At 44.4% G+C, this 20,346-nt stretch carries 13 protein-coding genes; 6 read left to right on the top strand and 7 right to left on the bottom strand.

Annotation, left to right across the window (positions count from 1 at the left end; genetic code table 11):
- Positions 1 to 118 precede the first annotated feature (118 nt).
- The 3 genes from KI659_RS07650 to KI659_RS07640 all read right to left on the bottom strand — a co-directional run bounded on the left by KI659_RS07650 (position 119) and on the right by KI659_RS07640 (position 6,390).
- Positions 119 to 4,177, bottom strand: a complete 4,059-nt coding sequence (locus KI659_RS07650; protein ID WP_213944763.1) for a response regulator — start codon at positions 4,175 to 4,177, stop codon at positions 119 to 121.
- A 312-nt stretch (positions 4,178 to 4,489) separates the two neighbouring features.
- Positions 4,490 to 5,572, bottom strand: a complete 1,083-nt coding sequence (locus tag KI659_RS07645; protein WP_213944762.1) for an ATP-binding protein — start codon at positions 5,570 to 5,572, stop codon at positions 4,490 to 4,492.
- A 23-nt stretch (positions 5,573 to 5,595) separates the two neighbouring features.
- On the bottom strand, positions 5,596 to 6,390 hold the full coding sequence (locus tag KI659_RS07640) for an alpha/beta fold hydrolase (RefSeq protein WP_213944761.1): 795 nt from the start codon (positions 6,388 to 6,390) through the stop codon (positions 5,596 to 5,598).
- A gap of 225 nt (positions 6,391 to 6,615) precedes the next feature.
- On the opposite strand from KI659_RS07640, the gene KI659_RS07635 reads away from it, so the two are divergent.
- Positions 6,616 to 7,713 (top strand): ATP-binding protein, encoded by a 1,098-nt coding sequence (locus KI659_RS07635; RefSeq protein ID WP_213944760.1) that lies wholly within the window; start codon positions 6,616 to 6,618, stop codon positions 7,711 to 7,713.
- 17 nt (positions 7,714 to 7,730) lie between these two features.
- Here KI659_RS07635 and KI659_RS07630 read toward each other — a convergent pair whose 3' ends face one another.
- Positions 7,731 to 8,021 carry a hypothetical protein gene (locus tag KI659_RS07630; RefSeq protein WP_213944759.1) on the bottom strand — a complete coding sequence of 97 codons (291 nt, stop codon included), beginning with the start codon at positions 8,019 to 8,021 and terminating at the stop codon, positions 7,731 to 7,733.
- Between the two features lie 609 nt (positions 8,022 to 8,630).
- On the opposite strand from KI659_RS07630, the gene KI659_RS07625 reads away from it, so the two are divergent.
- Together KI659_RS07625 and KI659_RS07620 are read left to right on the top strand one after the other, a co-directional pair.
- Positions 8,631 to 9,800: a GAF domain-containing protein gene (locus KI659_RS07625; protein WP_213944758.1), complete on the top strand. Its 1,170-nt coding sequence runs from the start codon at positions 8,631 to 8,633 to the stop codon at positions 9,798 to 9,800.
- Between the two features lie 10 nt (positions 9,801 to 9,810).
- Positions 9,811 to 9,951 carry a hypothetical protein gene (locus KI659_RS07620; RefSeq protein WP_213944757.1) on the top strand — a complete coding sequence of 47 codons (141 nt, stop codon included), beginning with the start codon at positions 9,811 to 9,813 and terminating at the stop codon, positions 9,949 to 9,951.
- Between the two features lie 45 nt (positions 9,952 to 9,996).
- On the opposite strand, the gene KI659_RS07615 is transcribed toward KI659_RS07620, so the two are convergent.
- A complete protein-coding gene (locus KI659_RS07615) occupies positions 9,997 to 10,776 on the bottom strand; it encodes a LuxR C-terminal-related transcriptional regulator (RefSeq protein ID WP_213944756.1) in 780 nt (259 codons plus the stop codon).
- Between the two features lie 146 nt (positions 10,777 to 10,922).
- Positions 10,923 to 11,705, bottom strand: a complete 783-nt coding sequence (locus KI659_RS07610) for a LuxR C-terminal-related transcriptional regulator (RefSeq protein ID WP_246535329.1) — start codon at positions 11,703 to 11,705, stop codon at positions 10,923 to 10,925.
- 823 nt (positions 11,706 to 12,528) lie between these two features.
- Here KI659_RS07610 and KI659_RS07605 point away from each other — a divergent pair.
- Entirely contained in the window at positions 12,529 to 13,359 is an 831-nt protein-coding gene (locus KI659_RS07605) for a CheR family methyltransferase (RefSeq protein ID WP_213944755.1), read from the top strand.
- 134 nt (positions 13,360 to 13,493) lie between these two features.
- Here the strand turns inward: KI659_RS07605 and KI659_RS07600 are convergent, their stop codons facing one another.
- A complete protein-coding gene (locus KI659_RS07600; protein ID WP_213944754.1) occupies positions 13,494 to 14,996 on the bottom strand; it encodes a response regulator in 1,503 nt (500 codons plus the stop codon).
- A gap of 467 nt (positions 14,997 to 15,463) precedes the next feature.
- Here KI659_RS07600 and KI659_RS07595 point away from each other — a divergent pair, with 467 nt between their 5' ends.
- On the top strand, positions 15,464 to 19,786 hold the full coding sequence (locus KI659_RS07595) for a PAS domain S-box protein (RefSeq protein WP_213944753.1): 4,323 nt from the start codon (positions 15,464 to 15,466) through the stop codon (positions 19,784 to 19,786).
- A 166-nt stretch (positions 19,787 to 19,952) separates the two neighbouring features.
- Positions 19,953 to 20,231: a toxin-antitoxin system YwqK family antitoxin gene (locus KI659_RS07590; RefSeq protein ID WP_213944752.1), complete on the top strand. Its 279-nt coding sequence runs from the start codon at positions 19,953 to 19,955 to the stop codon at positions 20,229 to 20,231.
- Positions 20,232 to 20,346: the final 115 nt, after the last annotated feature.

Below are 20,346 nucleotides of genomic sequence, written 5' to 3'. Positions count from 1 at the left end.
GTTTTATATAAAAACACCTGAAAGGATGTTTTTCAGGTGTTCATTTAGTTTCAAAGATCATGCACAGATTTGTAATAATACGCACATTTCTAAAACAGGATATAATATCAGTTGTTTATTATTTATACATCCAAACTCTCAATAAAGAGATCAATTGATTGATATTCACTGGCTTGGACACATAGTCAGACATTCCAGATGCTAAGCACTTTTCACGATCACCTTTCATGGCTTTTGCCGTAAGGGCTATAATTGGAATGTGGTCAAACTGCGACATTTTCCTGATGGTCTGGGTAGCTTCATAGCCATCCATTTCAGGCATCATCACATCCATCAACACCAGGTCTATCTCGGATTCTTTTTGGATGGTATCCACGGCTACCTTACCATTCTCCGCTGTGATGCACACCAGACCCTCCGCTTCCAGAGCATTGGTTAGCGAGAAAATGTTACGGCTATCATCATCCACAATAAGGATTTTCTTGCCTTTAAGTACCTCATCGGTCCTATGCAGCTTACGGATGATCTGCTGCTTCTCTGCCGGCAGTTTGGACTCTACCCTATGCAGGAACAAGCTGGTTTCATCCAACAGGCGGTCATGGCTATCCACGGTTTTCAATACGACAGTATCAGCCAGCACATTAAGTTTCAAGGCTTCTTCTTTGCTTAGGTCCTTGGCGGTATAGACTATGATTGGTGTTTTTCTGATTTTTTCATTGGCCTTGATGCGTTCCATTAGCTCGATGCCCGTCATATCCGGCAATCCAAGATCTAGGATAATACAGTCAAAATTGTCACTGTTGAGCATATCTTCAGCCTCTCTGCCACTGAAGGCAGGGAAGGAACGCACATCCCCATTTCCAATCAATTCCTGAATGGCATTATTGTGCTGCACGTTATCTTCTATGATCAAAAGTTTCTTGAGCTTTTTCTTTATAAACTCCTCTACTCTTCCAAATGATGCGGTCAGATCTTTCTGTGAAAGAGGCTTCTGAAGGAAGTCAAATGCCCCCAATTCAAACCCTTCCTTACGCTTGTCATAGCCAGAAATTACCTGGACAGGAATATGGCGCAAATGCGGATCGGTCTTCATCTTTCTCAGCACCTCCGTACCATCCATCACCGGAAGTTTCACATCCAGCAACATGGCATCCGGCTGGTAGTGTCGTGCAAGACTCAACCCAACATCTCCTTGGTGGGCGATGATACCCTTATAGCCTTTCTCCCTTACAAATTTGAGCAACACATTGGCAAACGACAGGTCATCCTCCACGATCAAGACAATCTTATCCGTAGCCTTGATCTTGTGCCTATCATCCTCAATCTCCACCACCACTCCGGCAGTGGGGTCTTCCACTGGCTTCTGGATACTGGCCTCTTCGAGTAAATCATCCAGATCCTCTACCGGGGAAGTATAATCTTCGATGATAAATCCACTATCCAACGGTAGGTACAGGGTGAAAACACTGCCCTTTCCTTCTTCACTTTCCAGTTGGATTTCCCCACCCAATTTGGTAGCGATTTCTCGGCTGATGGATAATCCCAGGCCAGTGCCCCCAAACTCCCGCTTAGTAGAGCCATCCACCTGCTGGAAGGCTTCAAATATCACTCCCTGCTTATCTTTTGGAATCCCGATTCCGGTATCCGTCACTCTAAACACCAGGACTTTTGGATCCTGATTCAGCTTCTTGCTGCCGAAGTTTCCATTTGACCTCACGATTTCAACATCAAAAGTCACCTGTCCTTCCGAAGGGGTAAATTTGAAGGCGTTGGAAAGCAAGTTGCGGAGGATCTGCTCCAGCCTCAACTTATCCGTAACAATAGGTTGCTTCACATCATCATCCTCGTAATTGACAGCAAACTCTATATTCTTCTTGACAGAAAGCTCTCTAAATTGTTTGTAAATTTTCTTAATCAGTTCATCCAGCTCCACCTGTTCTGCTTCCAGTTCAATTTTACCGGATTCCACTTTAGAAAGATCCAGTATCTCATTAATTAAGTTCAACAGGTCATTTCCAGAGCTGTGGATGTTTTTGGCAAACTCCACATCTTTGTCTGACAGCGTCTTGGCACGGTTGTCGGCAAGAAGTTCAGCCAAAATCAGGATACTGTTCAGCGGGGTTCTCAATTCATGCGACATGTTGGCCAGGAACTCAGACTTGTACTTGCTGTTCATTTCAAGCTCCTTGGCTTTGGTCTCCAGCTCAATCTTGGCTTTCTCCAGTCTACCCTTTTGATCAGTCAGTAAGGTGGCTTTTTCTTCAAGTTCCTCGTTGGTCTGCTGGAGCTCAATCTGCTGGGCTCTAAGCTCAACCTCAGACTGCTCAAGCATGGAAGTCTTGGTATGGAGCTCCTCATTGGTTTGGCGGAGTTCCTCCTGCTGGGCTTCAAGCTCTTCGGCTTGTCGCTGGGTTTCTTCTAGAAGTTCTTTGGTCTGGGTTCTAGACTGGTTGGTATGGAAGGCGATGGCGATGTTCTCACCCATCAATTCCAGTAACTCTCTTTCCAGATCAGTAAATTCATCGGCAGTACCCAATTCGACCACCCCTTTGAGTTCTCCATTATAGATAAACGGGAAAACTATTATATGATTAGGTTCTTTAGTACCCAAACCGGATGTGATAGGAAGATAATCCTTAGGAATGTTGGAGAAAACTATCGTTTTTTCCTCCAAGGCCGCCTGGCCTACCAGTCCCTCTCCAAATTCGATTACATTGGTATTGCCTTTACGGTTGTTGAAGGCATAGCTTCCATAGAGGTGAAGCGCCCCGTTTTCATTGAGGTAGATGGCGCCGATCTGGGCCTCCAGGTATTCAGCCAGGAAGCTGATGATATTCTGGGCAAGCTCACGCAGGTCCCTATCCCCCCTGATGGAATTATTCAATTCAGAATTACCGGTAAGCAGCCAAGTTCGATTTTCATTATCCAAAGAGAGGTGCTTGAGGTCATCCTTCATTCTATTCAAGGCAATTCCCAGCTTGTCCTTCTCGCTTCTTACGGGGATTTGGATGTTATAATTGCCCTTTCCAATATTTTCAGCCGAGTACACGTAGTCCCTGGTCACATTTACCATCTCATTAAATGACTGGCTGAGACTTCCTATTTCATCCTTGGAATCAATGTCGAGTTTAAGCTCCAAGTCACCCTCCGCGATCCTGTTGGCCGCAGCCTGTATCCGCTGAAATGCGGAGGTAAGATTGTTAATAATATAGTTTACAAAAAATGCTATAAGGGCCAAAAATATGAGAACTATGGCAAAAGATGTATAAATAGTGGTATTTACCGCTTCCAGTTGGGCCTGGGCCAAATTTCTAATCGCTGCGTTGGATCGGTCCTCAACCCCTTTTAGCAGATTGAGATACCCTGTGGCATTTTGCATCCATTCTTGTGCGGTAATACCAAAATTATCTAGAGTATAGTCAGCCGTAGCGGCCTGCATTAGTTCTAGTGTTCTATTTATTTGGGGGTTTACCTCTGCCTGCGTATTGTAATAACCTATTACTTCAGGTGAGCTGGCCCGCATGAAACTTTCCAGTTTTACTTGGTACTTTCCAACCGCGGCTGAATAGTTACTGTAATCCGGCCCATTGAAGCCTCCCCTTCTAATATTTTGGTTCAGCTCATTTCTCGCCTGCCCAAAAAACTCTTTGGCATACATCAAGCTGATGTGGCCATTTAATAACCTTCTTACCTCCGAGTTCTGAGTAGTCAACACGGTTTCATGAGCCACATCTACCAAAGCCTTGTTGATAAAAGCAAACTGGGCCTGTACCGAATCGAGTTCAGCCCCAGGAGATTGCACATATGCCCTCAAGCCAGCCATTATTTTGTGGAATTCAGCCTCCCCGGCTCTTTCTTCCTCTGTAAGTGACACTTCCTGCAAAAAGGTTTCAAGTGCAGCATCTGTCTTTCTCTGCTCGGTTGCCAAGCGAGATCCCATCTGTGCCTTATCGCCGAGGATGTATTCCAAGGAGTACAGACGTTCTGCCTGCAACTCATGAATCAGGTCCGACATTTTGGCTGTCCTCAACACATCTTCCTGAACCTGCTGAATGTTGGCCCTGGTTTGGAACTGTGTCTGCAAATGAATCACCAAAAAATAAAAAAGCGCCAAGATCGGGATCATGGCAATCAGCATCAACTTGGTCTTAATTGACAGATTCTTTATGAAATTCATACTTGTGCAAGGTTTTGAGTGCTCAAATATAATTTAATTTTGTTAAAGCACTCTAAATTTTATGGAAAACAGCCAATTATAGCCGTAAATTTTAAGGGTTTCCACCCACAAACCTGTTTAAAAATCATTTTTTATTTAAAAAGTTCAACTGATCAAAAAAACCTCTACAGACTTTTGTTTAAGTTTAAAAAACTATCCCTCAACATTTTAGGATAGTAGCTAGTGTAAACCAGGATTGGGCTAGGCGTACACAACTAAATTCTGAAGCAAAAATCATACCAGCTGGAACATATGAATAACCCCTAAACCCCTCTAACTTTTCGGCAAAGTAAAACAAAAGGTACTGCCATTGCCCACTGCTGAGTTGACCCAGATTTTGCCATCGTGATTATCGACTACCCTTTTACTGGTAGCCAGACCTATGCCGGTTCCTGGAATATCCTTATAAGCATGCAGCCGGTGCATAAAATCAAATATCACAAGGTAATCTTCCTGTTCGATCCCCATCCCGTTGTCCTTGATCTTAATGACATAATAATCGCCTTTCTCTTCAAAGGAAACTGAAATCACTGGAACGGCATAAGAACGGTATATGATAGCATTGGAGATCAAATGTTTGAATAGGATTTGAAGCTGGGATTTTACTCCATTGACTTTGGGGAGGTCATCTTTGAATAAAGAGATTTTACTTTGATTTTTTCCAGTCGCCTCTTTTAAAGCCAGGTCGAATACTTCATTCAGATCGACGGTCTCGGAATTTGGACCTTTATCAATTATAGATAAATATTCCTTAAAATCTAGCAGCATTTGCCTCATCCGGTCAGAATTGTCTTTCATTACCGAAAAAATCTCATCAGCCTGCATGTTGGGCTTCAGTAGGTTTTTAATTTTCAGAATAGACAACATATCCGTAATTGCACTGACTGGATTTAGGAGAGTGTCTGAAGCGGAATTGGCAAATCTGTCCAGCTCTTTATTTAGTTCCCCTAGTTTTTTCGCCTCTATTTCTGCTTTTTTCTTGGCAGAAAGCAGCTCCTGTTCGTACAGGATCCTCTGCTTAACATTGGTAACCGAAATGCAAAAAACCGGTGAAGCCAATTCCTGAGACATCATTTTTTTTAAATTCAGAAGAGATGGAAGGGTCTTGGAGCCATTACCTTTCAACTCCATATTAATTTCAGCCACTTCCCCTTTCATTTGCAAAAGAGGCAGCAGATGCGTTTCAAAAAACATTCTTCCCCCTATGTTGAGAAAATCCTGAAAACTTTTGACCGACACTACATCTGAACGGTCATACCCTAGCCAGTTCAACAGCGTTTGATTGGCTTCAATTATTCTTCCATCTGTCCAAATGGTAAGCAGCCCACAAGGTGCATTTTGGAAAAAATTAACCATATCCTCTATTTTAGCATTATTATTCAACCCAGGTAATTTTTGATGGCTTCAATAGTAAGCTCCGGTGCCGTCAGGTGCGGGCAGTGTCCCGAAGCATCTAACTGAATCAATTCCCCTTTCGGAAGATTCTTTTCAACATAACGCCCCACTTCCAGGGGCGCAATTGCATCTGGATGGGTTTGCACCACCAATGTGGGCACCAGTACATTTTTTAAATCCTCCCTATTGTCACCCAAGAAAGTCACCCTAGCAAAATGCTTGGCTATATCTGGGTCCATACTGCAAAAGCTGCTATTGAGTTCTTCCGAAAGCTGCGGTTGCTCAGGGTTGCCCACAATCACCGGTGTGATAAAGCTTGACCAGCCCATGTAATTGTTTTCCAGGGTCTGCACCAGCTCATCAATATCACTCTTGGAAAAACCCCCAAAATACGCCTCGTCATTAATGTAACAAGGAGAGGGCCCTATCATGATTAGTTTCTCAAACAAATCGGGCCTCTCGGCAGCTGCCAAGGCACCGATCATGGAACTTACCGAATGGGCCACAAAAATGACCTCCTTAAGCTGCAACTCTTCCAGAAGATCTATCACATCTTCGGCATACCCTTCCAATGAACCATATTTCTGATAGTCATATTGGGATTGATCGGACTGTCCAGACCCCACATGATCAAACAGGACCACTTGATAATCATTTTCAAAGGCCGGAGCCACAAACCTCCACATGTTTTGATCACAGCCGTAACCATGCGAAAACACTATGGCCTGCTGACCCTGGCCAAACCTTTTTACATTATTCCTTTTTAATACATCTGTCATAAAAATCGATGTCTACACGCTTGCACGTTATAAGCCAATAAATTATGCCCAAAGTTAAATTTATTTTATTTATGGCAAAAATATTCCACATTATTTCCGGATAATTTGAGATAGTTTAACAGAACCCCACTTAACCCACTGCTACTTTCTCCGATATATCCTTCTCACAAAGTAATGGCATGATGATAGCTAGAGGTAAAATTGACCACCTAAAATGGAATTTTTATGGCAACTCAGGATAATTCCCTAGACTACAAATTGCTATACGAAATGGCCCCCTGCGGGTACATTCTCCTCGACCAAAACAGGAGGATAACCTCACTCAACGATACATTTGCAGAATGGACGGGACTTAACAAATCCGAACTGGAAGGAAGACCCATCGATGAGATGGCCAACCCGCACACTGCCTCATTTCTTAAAAAGCAATACTTCCCCCTGTTGGATTCCTTGGGCAGCATTCAGAAGATATTTGTGGACTTGACGGTAAATGACATCAAACTGGAATGCCTGATCCATGGCCGGATGATCCGTCAGGAGGACGAAGACCGCCCACACCAATATATCCTTACCCTGCAAAACCATACTGAATCCAACGCCTCAAAAAATGATTTACAAAAAGAGCATGACAAGATTCAGGAATATTACGATCGATGCAAAAGTATGGTATCAGATTACGAGAAAGCCCTGTTTCATGAGGCTTTGGGCGTAAACACTAAGGTCAAACAATTGGAATACAACATTGACGTCCTGCATGAAAAGGCCTTGATCCTCCATGAGGGCCGACATATTTTTCATGCATTAAGAAACATAAGCTACTCGGCTACCCGAACTATGGGAGATCTTTCCGATTATTTCCACTTGGATCCCCACCCCACCTTTTCCAAAGTCAACCTGAATGAAATAAGCAGAAAAATAGTGGAGGATTTTAAAAAGAACCCCAATTACAGTGACGCTACTTTCCGCCTAGGCAGAATGCCCCTTGTAACTGGGTGCAAAAAACAATTGCAGTTGTTATTATTCCACCTTATTCACAATAGCCTGACATTCAGATCCAATGCCGTGCCTGTGATCCACATCAAAGCCGAGCCCATGGGTGAGGCGGTCAAAATATGCGTCATTGACAATGGCCGTGGCATCGAAAAGAAGCATCAGAAGAAAATCTTTGATTTCCTCGTCCGTATCGCCAGCGACAACATCGAGGGCAGCGGCATAGGTCTGGCCATCTGCCGCCGCGTCATGGAAATCCATTCCGGCAAGATCCAAGTGGACTCCAAATACGGTAACGGCAGCAATTTCTACTTTACCCTGAAAAGGGCTTAAAAGTTTGTTTAGCGGCACTAAAAACCAACTGCCATAGGCTCTCCATTGAAATCTTCCTCTTCCCCAAAAGGATACATCCGGTCCAAAAGGGAACCGCCGTCAGACTTTGCTTCATCCAACAGGTCCTGAATCCTCGACCTCAAGCCAAAATATTCCATGGAACTCAAATCATTCAGTTTACCTCCCAGTCTCTTAAGCTTCACCAACACTGCCTCTACTCTTTCCTCCAGACCATCCACTTGCCCCAGCTCCAATTGCTCCTCCAGCTGCTCCAGTTTTCTCCTAATGTTACCGTATTGACTATTCATATCATCCATTTTTTAATCTAAAAATTACAATTATATACTATTTTGTCACAAAAAGGTTAATAAATAATTGAATTTATCTACAGAGAAGGTGTAATAAATATTAGCACCAAGCACAAGCCATTGAAAATCAGCCCTTCCCCACTCATATAAAATTCTTATAACAGTTGCCCTTCGCTCCCTAACTTTGCCTCCGAAATGCAAAGATGGATTTGCATAAGGTTGTTATAGTTTGGGAATGGCAGCGGGGATCCTGCTGCTTTTCTTTTTTGGTATAGCTGAGCTTTTTGCGGAAGCAAAAGGGACACAGAAAAATCAAATGAAGAATGATGAATGAGGAATAATGCTTGCCCGCCGGCAACACACCCCATCCGAAGAGCGAAGCTCGGAGGGGGGGGCGACGAGAATAGAAACGACAGATTGCCTCAGCCGAGCAAAATGGCTACAAACCGACTGCTGATGCTGGGAGTACTTGGTACCTGGTACTTTGTACTTAAAACCCGCTGTAAGTACGAAGTTAGAAGTACGAGGCACGAAGTGAACGAATGACGAAAAACTTGCATAACTAAAAATGTTTTCGCTATTTAAGGCCAGAAAAGTAAAGCTTACAAGATGACAAGTAGGGAGAAGGCGAGAATAGAGGCCTTACAGAAATTTAGATTGCTCAACACACCCCCCGAGCAGGAACTGGACGAAATCACACAACTGGCATCTTTGATTTGCGACACGCCCGTATCGCTTATTTCATTGGTAGACAAAGACGAACAGTGGTTTAAGAGCAAAGTGGGAACCGACCTGGTCTCCACTCCTATTGAACAGTCTTTTTGCAGACACGCCATTGACAGCGGTGAGGAGGTCTACATAGTGCATAATCCCCTCAATCACATGAATTTCCGGGAAAATAAACTGGTAACCAGCGATCCCCATATCCGGTTTTATGCGGGAGTGCCCTTGCGTACAGAGGACGGTCACGGCATAGGGGCCCTTTGTGTGATAGATAAAATGGAAAGGATCCTAAGCAAAAAGCAAATTGAAGGTTTGAAGATCCTGGCTAAAAAAGCCATGAGGTTTATCGAATACAAACGTACCATCAAGCACCAATACGAGAAACTCAAAAGGATCAACGCCCAGATCCTTCAACTAACAGACACTTTTCCGGGGATCATCTTTCAGTTGGAGATGACTCCCGAAGGCAAAATGTGGTTTCCCTTCATCAGCAAAGGCATCACGGTAATTCACCCGGACCTGGATATCGAAGACCTGCATAAAGATGCCATGAAGGCTTTTGAAGTCGTTCACTTGGACGATGTGCCCATGCTGCAGGCAGGAATAATCAAATCCTTCCAAGAACTAACCATGATGGACATGGAATACCGCATCACCGCCTCCCACTACCAGGACCGGGAAACCTGGCACTGGGTATATGCCAAACCGGAGCGTCTGGAAAACGGCAACGTGGTGTGGTACGGCACTTTTCAGGACATCTCCGAGAAGAAGGCCTACGTGGCCACCTTGGAAAAAATCATTTTTGACATCTCGCATGTCTTAAGGAAACCGGTAGCCAACCTTATGGGCCTCACCACCATGGTGGACAAGGAAAGCATACAGGACGACTCGATCAAAGCCATCTGCCAGCATGTCACCGCCACGGCTAATGAACTGGACAGCTACATAAGAGTCCTCAACGAGACCTACTCCGAGAAAAGAGACAGCTACGCCCCGTTGGACCTGGGAAGACTGCAAGACGAAGTAAAATATCAGGACAGTCACGAAATCAAATGATGAATGATGAATGAAGTATATATGCACGATAAAACCCTCATCCCCACACACCCCATCCGAAGAGCGAAGCTCGAGGGAGGGCTACGAGAATAGAGACGACAGATTGCCTCAGCCGGGCAAAATGGCTACAATCCGACTGCTGATGCTGTGAGTGCTTTGTACCTGGTACTCTTTGTACTTAGTACCCCTTCCCCCATCAAATCCACCCCTCCACATGCCCCTTGAGCAAAAAGGCATTGAAATTCTTGCATTCGGATTTCTTCAGAATATTCTTCCTATGCGATTTGACCGTTTCCCGGGAGATGAACAGTTTCTCAGCTATTCCGGTGCTGTCATGGCCCTCGGCTATGAGTTCAATGATTTCCTTTTCTCTTTTGCTGAAGAGGTTTTTATCAAACAGTGTGGGTAGATCTGTACGGTTATCCACCGGCAAATTGATAAAGGAGGGCTCCCCCTGAATGCCCAAAACGGAGAGCGTCTTGCTGTTTTCACACACCAGATGGTTGATGTTGGTATGGATGTTTATGGCATTGATAAAATTGTGGTTTTCATCCGTTGACAAGACCAAGGACTGGTGGTTAAACAGCTCGTACCCTCCATTGCCTACTTTGAAGCGGAGGTTGTAGCTGAATTTATAAGATTTGATTTTCTCTACCCCTATTTTCTCACGGATCAGTCTAAAGGCCTTGTCCTCGGCCTTGGATACAAACTCCACATCATCAGGATGGATTAGTTCGAGTACATCGTCAATCTTCTCAATGAAATCGGGGCTGAACCTATGGGCTTCCTCAAAGCCCTGGCTCATGGTGGTAATGCTGAAATCAGAGAAATCCACTAGGTAATAATAATTGGGCCCTGAGGCAAAAACGGGACTGAAGACCTCCTTCAGATCAAAATTTGGCAGGTTAATGGGGCTTCTTTTGTCTATTAGCTGCTTCTCCCACACCTTGTGCATTAAATCCAAACCTTTTTTCATTAGGTAAAAAGTATTGTTTACCTGCAATAAAAAAGATTTTGATCAATTTAACAAAACTTTATTGTAAAATTAAAAGATGGAAGACCGGAGACGGAAGACGAAACAACCTGGTACTTAGTATACCCACCCCCTTCGAACTTCCCAACTCACAGCCATCCCTCTTTCACCCCCTGCGATACCAGCTCCTTAAAGTTTTTACATCCGGATTTACTTAGAATATTCTTACGGTGGCTTTTGACGGTCTCGGGGGAGATGTTGAGCTTGTCGGCGATATGGAGGCTTTGCAGGCCTGCTGCCACCAGTTTGATTACCTCCATCTCACGTGAGGAGAACAGCAGGAAGCTTTTGCTGCATTCATTTTCATCAGTACCGCCCAGCACGTCAAGGTTCATGTAAGAAGGCGCCCCATCCAGTCCAAGAAGGGAAAGCTTGTAGTTGTTTTTGCGACCAAGGTGGTGGATGTTGGTATGGATGTTCAGCGACTTGCCCAGATTCCCCTTTTCGTCTACCGAAAGAATCAAAGACTGGTGGTTGAACATTTCGTAGGAGCCCTTTTTGGTCTTGAACCTGAAGTTATAGGACACCTTATAGGATTTTATGTGTTCGGATCCAATGGTCTCATAAATGAACTTGGAAGCCCTATCCTCGGCCTTGACCACAAAGTCCATGTCATCGGGATGGGTGAGGGCAAGCACCTGGTTGATGTGCTTGACATCCTTGGGATCAATACCGTGGGCTTCTTCAAAGCCGTTGCTAAAATTGGAGACGGACATATCATAGAAGTCCAGAATATAGAAATAAAAGGGACCCAGTGAAAAAATGGAGCTGATGAGTTCATCAAAATTCATGGATGGAAGGGTGGTGACTTGCCTATCATCCTTGATAAGCGACTGCCACACGCTGTGCATATCTTTTATCTCCTTTATCATGATATAAATTTACCCATTCTATCCCCCTTACGCATCCCCCTTTTGGGGTATTTTTGGATATACCTCTTCACGGTCCATTTTACGCATCGGCGCAAAGGAAAGGCGCAACGGGCGCAAAGTCTGATTTTATTTCCTTATTCCCTCCACGGCAAGCATCATTCGACATTCATTATTTCTTACTTCCCAGTTTAGTAGTGCGTGAAAAAAACCTTCCATGTCTATCATTTTCACGAGACCTGGAAGGTTTTACGGAACCAATCGTCATCCCAACACACCCCATCTAAGGAGCGAAGCTCGGAGGGAGGGCGACGAAAGCAGGGACGGTAAATAACCGAAAAGCCTTCAATCTACTCCAAAAAGCGCCACCTTGTCCTGCGGTGTACTCGGTACTTGGTATGTTGTCCTTGGTACCCCCTTCGTACGAAAATGAAACCCTCATCCCAACACACCCCATCCGAAGAGCGAAGCTCGAGGGAGGGCGACGAGAATAGAGACTACAGATTGCCTCAGCCGGGCAAAATGGCTACAAACCGACCACTGATGCTGGGAGTACTTGGTACCTGGTACGTTGTACTTAGTACCCCTTTACTAAGCACGAAATTAGAAGCACGAGGTACCAAGTTACACCAGCCCCACTCCAATCCCGGTATTTTTCTAATTCTTTCAATTCCACACATTCAGCATTGACCTTACAGCCACAGCAATGAAAGGGGACAGGGAAAAATGCCTGTTGGCAAACATGTTAGATTATGTCAGCAGGCCTGTAAATATTCAAAAACTTGTATCTTTGTTAAAAGTCTGGAGTTACCAATAACTTTACACTATGGTAGGTTCAATACAAGATGATCGGCAGGACGTCACGCAGTTGATGAATGTTCTCCACAGCCACTACGGCTTTGATTTCCGCAATTATGCCCCTTCCTCTGCCGGCCGCAGGGTGAAGCATTATATGGAAACGCACAAGTTTAAAGGCGACCTTACCGAACTGGCAAAAATGCTGTTGTCCGATGAGGGCACCTTTGCGCAGTTTGTGCAGGAATTCACCGTGAATGTAACGGAGATGTTCCGTGACCCGCTATTTTTCCTGAGTCTTCGGGAAAACATTTTGCCCAAGTTGGCCACCTATCCCATGCTCAAGTTTTGGGTGGCAGGCTGCTCCACGGGAGAGGAAGTGTATTCCTTGGCCATCATGCTCAAGGAAGAGGGGCTGCTGGACCGGTCCATTATTTATGCCACGGATCTGAACCCGCAGGTGGTGCATAATGCCAAGAAAGGCATTTTCAGTCTCGACCAGATGCGGACCTATACGGCCAATTACATGGCCTCGGGGGGCAAAAATGCCTTTTCGGATTATTATATAGCCAAATATGGGGCGGCCCTGTTTGACCAAAGCCTGCAGAAGCACATGGTCTTCTCCACCCACAACCTGGTGACTGACGGTTCTTTCAATGAGTTTCAGCTCATCATGTGCCGCAACGTGCTGATATATTTTAACAACACCCTGCAAAACAGGGTGATCAACTTATTTTACGAAAGCCTGTGCAACTTTGGTTTTTTGGCCTTGGGAAGCCGGGAGTCCCTTCTTTTCTCCGACCACAGACTGGATTTTGTGGATGCTGACAGGAAGCAAAAAATTTTTAAAAGAAAAAGATAATTGCTAAGCCCAAAGCCCAACCCGAAAGAAAGTTTTCATGCCCCGGAAGCCTCAGTAGACTTTCAATAGCAAAGAAAAACCTACTGCCACAGTGGCAGTAGGTTTTAACTAACCACAATTAACCACAAACTAACTCACTTATCCAAATCTCTCAAGGTTTTTTGTAATGTTCTGGAATTAAAAGGCTTGGTCAGGAAATGGGTAAATCCTGCCTCATAAGCCCTTTCTTTGGTTTTATCGTCTCTATGTGAGGAAAACATGACAATTGGGGTATGCTCCCCCAACAATTCTTTTAAGTTCTGGCAAGTCTCGAAGCCGTTCATTTCTCCTAATTCCACATCCAGGAAGACAGCATCGATATGGTGATTCCTCACCATGTCAAGGGCTTCCAAGCCTGAGGTGGCCAGATAGGTCTCCACCCCTTCTTTGGCTAGCATATGGGTAGACAAGGTTTGGATCAATTCGTCATCGTCGACGAGCAAAATATTCTTATTGGCAAAATTATGCGAGATATTGGTTTTCTCCTTTTCATCTGCCTTTCTGGATACTTCCGCCTCAATGGTAAACCAGATGACGGTGCCCCTTTTTATGGATTCCGAACCATTGGATACCGGACTCTTTACATAAATATCACCCCCATGGTTGTTGACCAAGGTTTTGCAGATGGCCAAGCCCAATCCAGTCCCAAACTCGGAATCTTCCTCAGCTTGGGTATACTCCTCAAACATACTATTTTGAAAGGCCTCAGGTATGCCCTTTCCGGTATCCTCCACCTCAAATTGATAGGTATTGTGGCTTATCCGGTTGGCACGCAGGGTAACTTTGCCTGAGTCTGTAAACTTAATGGAATTGTTAATCAGGTTGCCCAGCACCTGACTCAAGCGCATGCTGTCAGCCAGCACAGCAAGCTCTACATCGGATGCCTCGATCTCAATGTGAAGCCCTTTTTCCTTGGCTATTGGGCTATAAAGTGCCTTGACGTCCTCCAGCAATTCAGAAATATAAGTAGGCTTACACACCAAAGAAAAGTCTTCTGACTTCACTTCGGAAAAGTCCAAGACCTCGTTGACAAGGTTCATCAATAGCTTTTCTGACTTCAATATGTTTTCGGCCACTTCCTGTTGTTCACTATTCAGGCCTGAATCCAACAGCACCCTGGTGTTGCCAAAAAGAGCATGAAGAGGGGTTCTGATCTCATGGCTTACTTTGGAAATAAGCTTCAGGGATTTATTTTGCTCATTTCTATATACCAATTCATGGTTACTAATAATGAGGTGTACGGTCTCAATCAGTTGGGTCTTGATAATGGCAACGGTGCTGTTATAATCTTCTCCAAACTCAATGGCCGGGTTGATTATAAACATATGCCCCAGTAGCTCCCCAGAATCAGAAAAGAGCCCTTCTTGAATGCAGTTTTCAAAATCATCCTCCAAGAAATAGTCAGAAATACTTGCCACCTTATAACCTTCAGAATTTTGAAGCACTGCAGAATTTTGAGGCACGATGACCTGCTCCTTCACCAAATTTTTGCAGAGTACGGATAAGATGACACACTCTGCTTCCAGCTGTATGCCTGCCATTTCGAGCAGGTTTTCCACCAGTTGAAAATATGGGCTTTGAGAAAGTTTAATTCGCATAAGGGTGATTTAAATTAATCGCAGTAAGGATGATTACTCTTTACAAATGTGGCGTTAAATTTTATCATTAGCTAAATTCTAAAAAAGAAGCACTTTCAAGGGTTCCAAGCACCTATTTCTCTATTTAAAATAATTAGTATATGAAAAAAGGCATGTTTTTAACCTATTTTCCCTGACACATTGGCTATCCCAATCAAATCCGTTTGTTTCCTATCAAGCCAAATACACTTTTGCCCCTGCTAGATACAATTGTATGAGTCAGGCCATGCTTGTTCCTTAAAAATCTAAAAACACCAATTATTGGCGTTTCACTTACATTAACTTTTTATATAGCCGCTTTTTGTCTGTTTAAGGAATGAAAACTGCTTCTTTTCACAAAATTTTTCATCAATGAAAAGTCCGCTTAAATTGCTTCTGGTTTTAGTTGTATAATTGATTTTGGTCAACCTCATTTCTACGGAATAACAATGCTTAAAAAATCAGATATATGGGCAATTTATGAAAATACCCTAACCCCTTCCCTAATAATCGATGGAGAAAGACCATCAATGAAGATCCTGAAAACCAACCCGACGTTTTGTCAGTTGGCAGGCAAACCAGAGGCATTTTTCGAGGGAGCCAAGGTCAGAGAGGCTTTCCGCCCATTTATTTCTACCAACAATATGGAGTTGCTGGACGACCTGATGGACTCATTGGTACTCGTGAAGACCAAAAAGAAAACCCATGACATGAAGGTGCAGCGGGTCTATATTCCTACCCAAAAAACCGGAAGTTTACGCGAAAGAAAATGGAGGATCATCAACACACCGATTCTTGGTGAGGGGAAAAAGCTCAAATCCATCATCCTCTCCATCACCGATGTGACCGAGCAGATCCACCTGCAGGAAAAGGACAAGGCCATTTACTTCAACCTTACCTATCAGCAGCAAATCTATAAGGGCATATTTGACAACCACCCCAACATGCTCTTCAAGCTGGATAATGATGGCTACATCACTTCGGCCAATGGCAATTTCCAGTTTGTGACAGAACGCAAAGAAGAAGAGCTCACCAAACTGCTCCTTTCCGACATCACCCACCCAGATGACGAGCTCTTGGTAAAAGGGATGCTTCAAAAATGCCACCAACGTGAGATTGTCAATTTTCATGTAAGTCTGAGATCAAAACGGAACCGGAAAATCAACTGTGAGGCCACCCTGATGCCATTGGCCGTACAGGACAAAGTGGTGGGGGTGTATGGGATTTTGGTAGACAAGACCCAGGAAAAGCTTCAGCAGCAGCATACCCTCCAAAAAAGCATCTATACCGAAACAATCGATAAAGTCACCCGTGTGCTGCTGGAAAGCAACCATGGCCAAGAGACCATACAAGAGGCCTTCCGGCTGACGGGCAACGCCATTCTGGTGGATGTTATCAGTTTTTACAAGGTAAATAAGGAGGGAAAGAGATACTCCAGCAGGCTGCTTTACAAATGGAAAAAAAGTGAGCGGATGAGGGAAACCTTTGAATCCTTCACCCCGGAGGACTTCCAATATTGTTTGGCCACACTGGAAAAAAACCGCATTTACAAATCCAAGGTCAGTGACTTAAAGAAAAGCGCATTAAGAGACAAGATGGCGCTCAGGGGCTCCAAAGCCATCATATTTTATCCGGTATTCTGTAATGAGGAATTCTGGGGCATTATCATGTTTGAGGACATGCAGGAGGAAAGAAACTGGCAGCTGGAGGATGTCACTTTTTTGAAGACGATAGTCGTAAACCTCAGTGTGTCCCTTGAGAGGGTCCTCAACAAAAAGGCCCTCACTGACTCAAAGCAGCAGTTTGAATCCATCATTCAAAATATCCCTGGATCGGCCTACAGATGCCTCCCCGATTCCGACTGGACCATGCTTTATATCAATGAAAACATTCAGGATTATTCCGGGTATCAAGCAATGGAGTTCATGTCAGGAGAAAGGACATTTGCTTCGATAATTCACCCAGAAGATCTGCCTTACACTTTTGAAGCGACGGGGACAGATGAAGCCTACCATCATCTTGAATACCGAATTATCTGTGCAGATGGGTCGATAAAATGGGTCGAAGACCGTAGCATCAAGGTATTGGATGATGATGGCAATTGCAAATACCATGACGGCGTGGTGTGGGATGTCACCCACATCAAGGAAGTCACAAAAGAGGTGGAATTTGCCCACCGCAAATTTGAGTCACTAATCCAAGAGGGCGGGGAGCTATATGCGATCTCCACAGACGATGCCTATTTTACATTTGTAAGTAGCACCTACATGCCCATCTTGGGTTATGCACCTGAAGACCTGACAGGCAAAAGTGCTTTGGGATTTGTACATCCCGATGACCTTCCAGAATTGCTCCAGGAGTTTGCCAAAATAGAACAGCTCAAGCAGGTGAAAATGAGTCCCTATAGGTTCCGCAACAAAGCAGGGGAATTCCGCTGGATTGAAAGTCATGCCACAGACCTGAGACATGATCCAGCTGTAAATGGCGTATTGGTAAATTCCCGAGACATCACCGAAAGGATGGAGGAGCTGGACCGGCTGAGGCTGATGGATCAAATCATCAAAAACTCCAAAGATGCTGTGTATGTAATCGAGGCCTCGGGAAAATCATTCTTTGAGGGAGAAATCATATTTGCAAATGAAGCGGCTTTAACCATATCTGGAATGACAAAAGAGGAAGTTTTGGGAAATAATATTGTAAGCTTCCGTTCATCTCTTAAAAACCCTGAGGAATGTGATATACATGCTGCAGCATTTGACCCCAGTGGCTATAACAAAATTGAAATAGAAAAGGTAAGCAAAAGCGGAGAACCTTACTGGGTAACCATGGAAACTTTCCCCATGCGTAACCATCAGGGCAAAATCTCCCACTACATCATCATCCAAAGGGATATCACCGCCAAAAAGCATGAGGAAAATCGGAAAAACCTGCTTCACAAAGTGCGAAATATATTTTCACAATCCATTGGCATAAATGAGGGCATACGTGAAGTATTAAAGGCCATTAATGAGTTTATTCAGATATCCCTCAGCGAGGCCTGGATCGTTTCTAAGGACAACAGCCAAATCTGTAAGGTAGCCTCTATAGAGAATGACAGCAAGGGGGTTGAATTTAGTAAAAGGACTAAACAAATAGACCGTTTTGCTAAAGGTGATGGACTGCCCGGGCTAACTTGGATGACTGGCAAGTTGGAGAATATGGAGGATCATACCACAAATCCTAATTGCCTGCGCCTAGAGGAGGCATATGTCACTGGATTAAACCAGGGGTATAGTGTCCCCATGCTGAGCCAGGGAGTGGTGTTCGGGGTGTTGACCTTTCTATCCGAAAAAGGACCGCAGTCCAACCTGCACTATTTTGAGGAGACCCTACTTGAGCTCGGGAACAAGCTTGGTATGGAGCTCGAGAAGAAACGGATGATGGAGGAGCTCAACAATTTCTTCGATCTCAGCGGGGACATGATGTGCATCCTTCACCAGGACAAGCTCTATAAAGTCAACCAGGCTTTTGCTTGCATCTTGGGGTATGAGATATCAGAAATAAAAGGTAAGTCTATCTTTGATTTTATCCACCCCGATGATATTGACCTCTCCCAAGATTCCCTCAGGGAAAGGCTCAAGGGGACGAATGTTTCAATTTTTGAAAACAGATATTTGACCAAGCATAAGGGATACCGCTGGATAAGTTGGAGCACAGCCTCTGATTTGGACGAGCTTGTACTTTATGCGGTCGGAAAAGACGTAACCGAAAACAAACTATGGCAGAACAACCTCTTGACTCTCAACAAGCGGCTGAATCAAGCCCAGGCGATTGGCAAGGTGGGCTACTGGCATTATGATTTTGCCAGCAAGGAAATGGAATGGACAGATGAGGTTTATAAGATATATGGAAAAGAAATAGGGTATTATGAGCCAAGTTTCCAAAAATCCCTGGAAAGCGTGCACCCTGAGGACAAGCATATCCTTCTGGTCAAAAACGAGCATGAACCGGCCAAGGATTACTATGATTACCATTTCAGGCTTGTCATGGATGACGGTACTACTAAGTATGTCAACCAAAAAATAAACATCATCAAGGATGGGCTTGGAAATATTACGGCTTGGGAGGGCGTCATACAGGATGTCACCGAAATAAAACGTTGGCAAATGGCCCTGAGTGTCAGCAACGAGAAATACAAGCTGGCCATGCAGGCCACCAATGAGATGCTATGGGATTGGCAAATCGATGAGGATGAGGTAACCAGGGGCTCCACCTATTTGACCCTGTTTGGAAAAAGGTTTAAAAGATCCAAACCACAGGACTGGTTGGACATCATCCACCCCGAAGACCGTGATAAAGTGAAGGAATCTATCGAATCAGCGCTGAAGGACAGGTTTCAGCTCCAGTGGAAGGCTGAGTACCGAATCCAGAAACAGGATGGGCAAATGGCTTATATGGTGGATAGAGGAAGTATCCTGAGGGACACCGACGGAGTGGCGGAGCGCATCATTGGGGCCGCGCTGGACGTGAGCAAGTCAAGAAAAATGATCAGCAAAATCAAACGACAAAACCAACAACTCAGGGAGATCGCGTGGACTCAATCGCATGTGGTGAGAGCCCCACTGGCCAGATTGAAAGGGCTAATCAATCTCTTGGAAAGCGAAAGCCCTAAAGATGCATTTGAAACTTTTAAGGAAATGCTTCCCCACATCAAAAGTTCAACCGATGAACTGGATGAGGTGATCGGCAAGGTGGTCAGAAGCACGGAGGATTTAGACCAAAAAAACCTGTAACACACTGACTGAAAGCCTGAAAAATTTCAGCGGGGGAATTGAAACACAAATTTAATTCCCCTATCCTAGGATATTTGTATTATACAACCTTTGCTAAAACACCTCAATTCGGTAGTTTAAACACATTCCCTATATTTACCCTTGGTGAACAAAATGCAGTTGTATTATGCTAGACATCAAGTTAAAAGAAAGCGAAAAAGAGGTATTGAACAGTGCTACCAATACATTGACCTACTTCTTTGAAAACGGGGAGATCAAAGCCGAGGGTCCCTACATCCAGGGCAGACCTGAGGGGGAATGGAAATATTACCGCGAAAGCGGTGAGCTCTGGAAAATCGGCCACTACCAATCCGGCCTCAAGCACGGCCCATGGGTAAGCTTTGACAAAAACGGCGTCGAGGAGTTCAAACTCAAATACAAAAACGGCAAAATAGCGATCAGGTAAGATCGCTATTTTTTTTAACCGCGGAGGCTCGTTCCAGAGCGCTGAGCACTGTGCGCTGAGAAGGGTAGCCGCAGTTGGGGTAATGTTCACCCCAAGGGTGCAGTTCAATTATCTT

The sequence above is a fragment of the Litoribacter ruber genome (genome assembly GCF_018449405.1).
Lineage (GTDB): Bacteria > Bacteroidota > Bacteroidia > Cytophagales > Cyclobacteriaceae > Litoribacter > Litoribacter ruber.
This window is presented reverse-complemented; position numbering and strand designations above follow the sequence as displayed.

What these genes read in the sequence shown, in the direction of transcription:
- KI659_RS07605 (WP_213944755.1), top strand. Translation starts at nt 12,529, where the DNA reads ATGGTAGGTTCAATACAAGATGATCGGCAGGACGTCACGCAGTTGATG.
- KI659_RS07650 (WP_213944763.1), bottom strand. Translation starts at nt 4,177, where the DNA reads ATGAATTTCATAAAGAATCTGTCAATTAAGACCAAGTTGATGCTGATT.
- KI659_RS07635 (WP_213944760.1), top strand. Translation starts at nt 6,616, where the DNA reads ATGGCAACTCAGGATAATTCCCTAGACTACAAATTGCTATACGAAATG.
- KI659_RS07630 (WP_213944759.1), bottom strand. Translation starts at nt 8,021, where the DNA reads ATGAATAGTCAATACGGTAACATTAGGAGAAAACTGGAGCAGCTGGAG.
- KI659_RS07620 (WP_213944757.1), top strand. Translation starts at nt 9,811, where the DNA reads ATGAAGTATATATGCACGATAAAACCCTCATCCCCACACACCCCATCC.
- KI659_RS07645 (WP_213944762.1), bottom strand. Translation starts at nt 5,572, where the DNA reads ATGGTTAATTTTTTCCAAAATGCACCTTGTGGGCTGCTTACCATTTGG.
- KI659_RS07610 (WP_246535329.1), bottom strand. Translation starts at nt 11,705, where the DNA reads ATGATAAAGGAGATAAAAGATATGCACAGCGTGTGGCAGTCGCTTATC.
- KI659_RS07600 (WP_213944754.1), bottom strand. Translation starts at nt 14,996, where the DNA reads ATGCGAATTAAACTTTCTCAAAGCCCATATTTTCAACTGGTGGAAAAC.
- KI659_RS07590 (WP_213944752.1), top strand. Translation starts at nt 19,953, where the DNA reads ATGCTAGACATCAAGTTAAAAGAAAGCGAAAAAGAGGTATTGAACAGT.
- KI659_RS07615 (WP_213944756.1), bottom strand. Translation starts at nt 10,776, where the DNA reads ATGAAAAAAGGTTTGGATTTAATGCACAAGGTGTGGGAGAAGCAGCTA.
- KI659_RS07640 (WP_213944761.1), bottom strand. Translation starts at nt 6,390, where the DNA reads ATGACAGATGTATTAAAAAGGAATAATGTAAAAAGGTTTGGCCAGGGT.
- KI659_RS07595 (WP_213944753.1), top strand. Translation starts at nt 15,464, where the DNA reads ATGCTTAAAAAATCAGATATATGGGCAATTTATGAAAATACCCTAACC.
- KI659_RS07625 (WP_213944758.1), top strand. Translation starts at nt 8,631, where the DNA reads ATGACAAGTAGGGAGAAGGCGAGAATAGAGGCCTTACAGAAATTTAGA.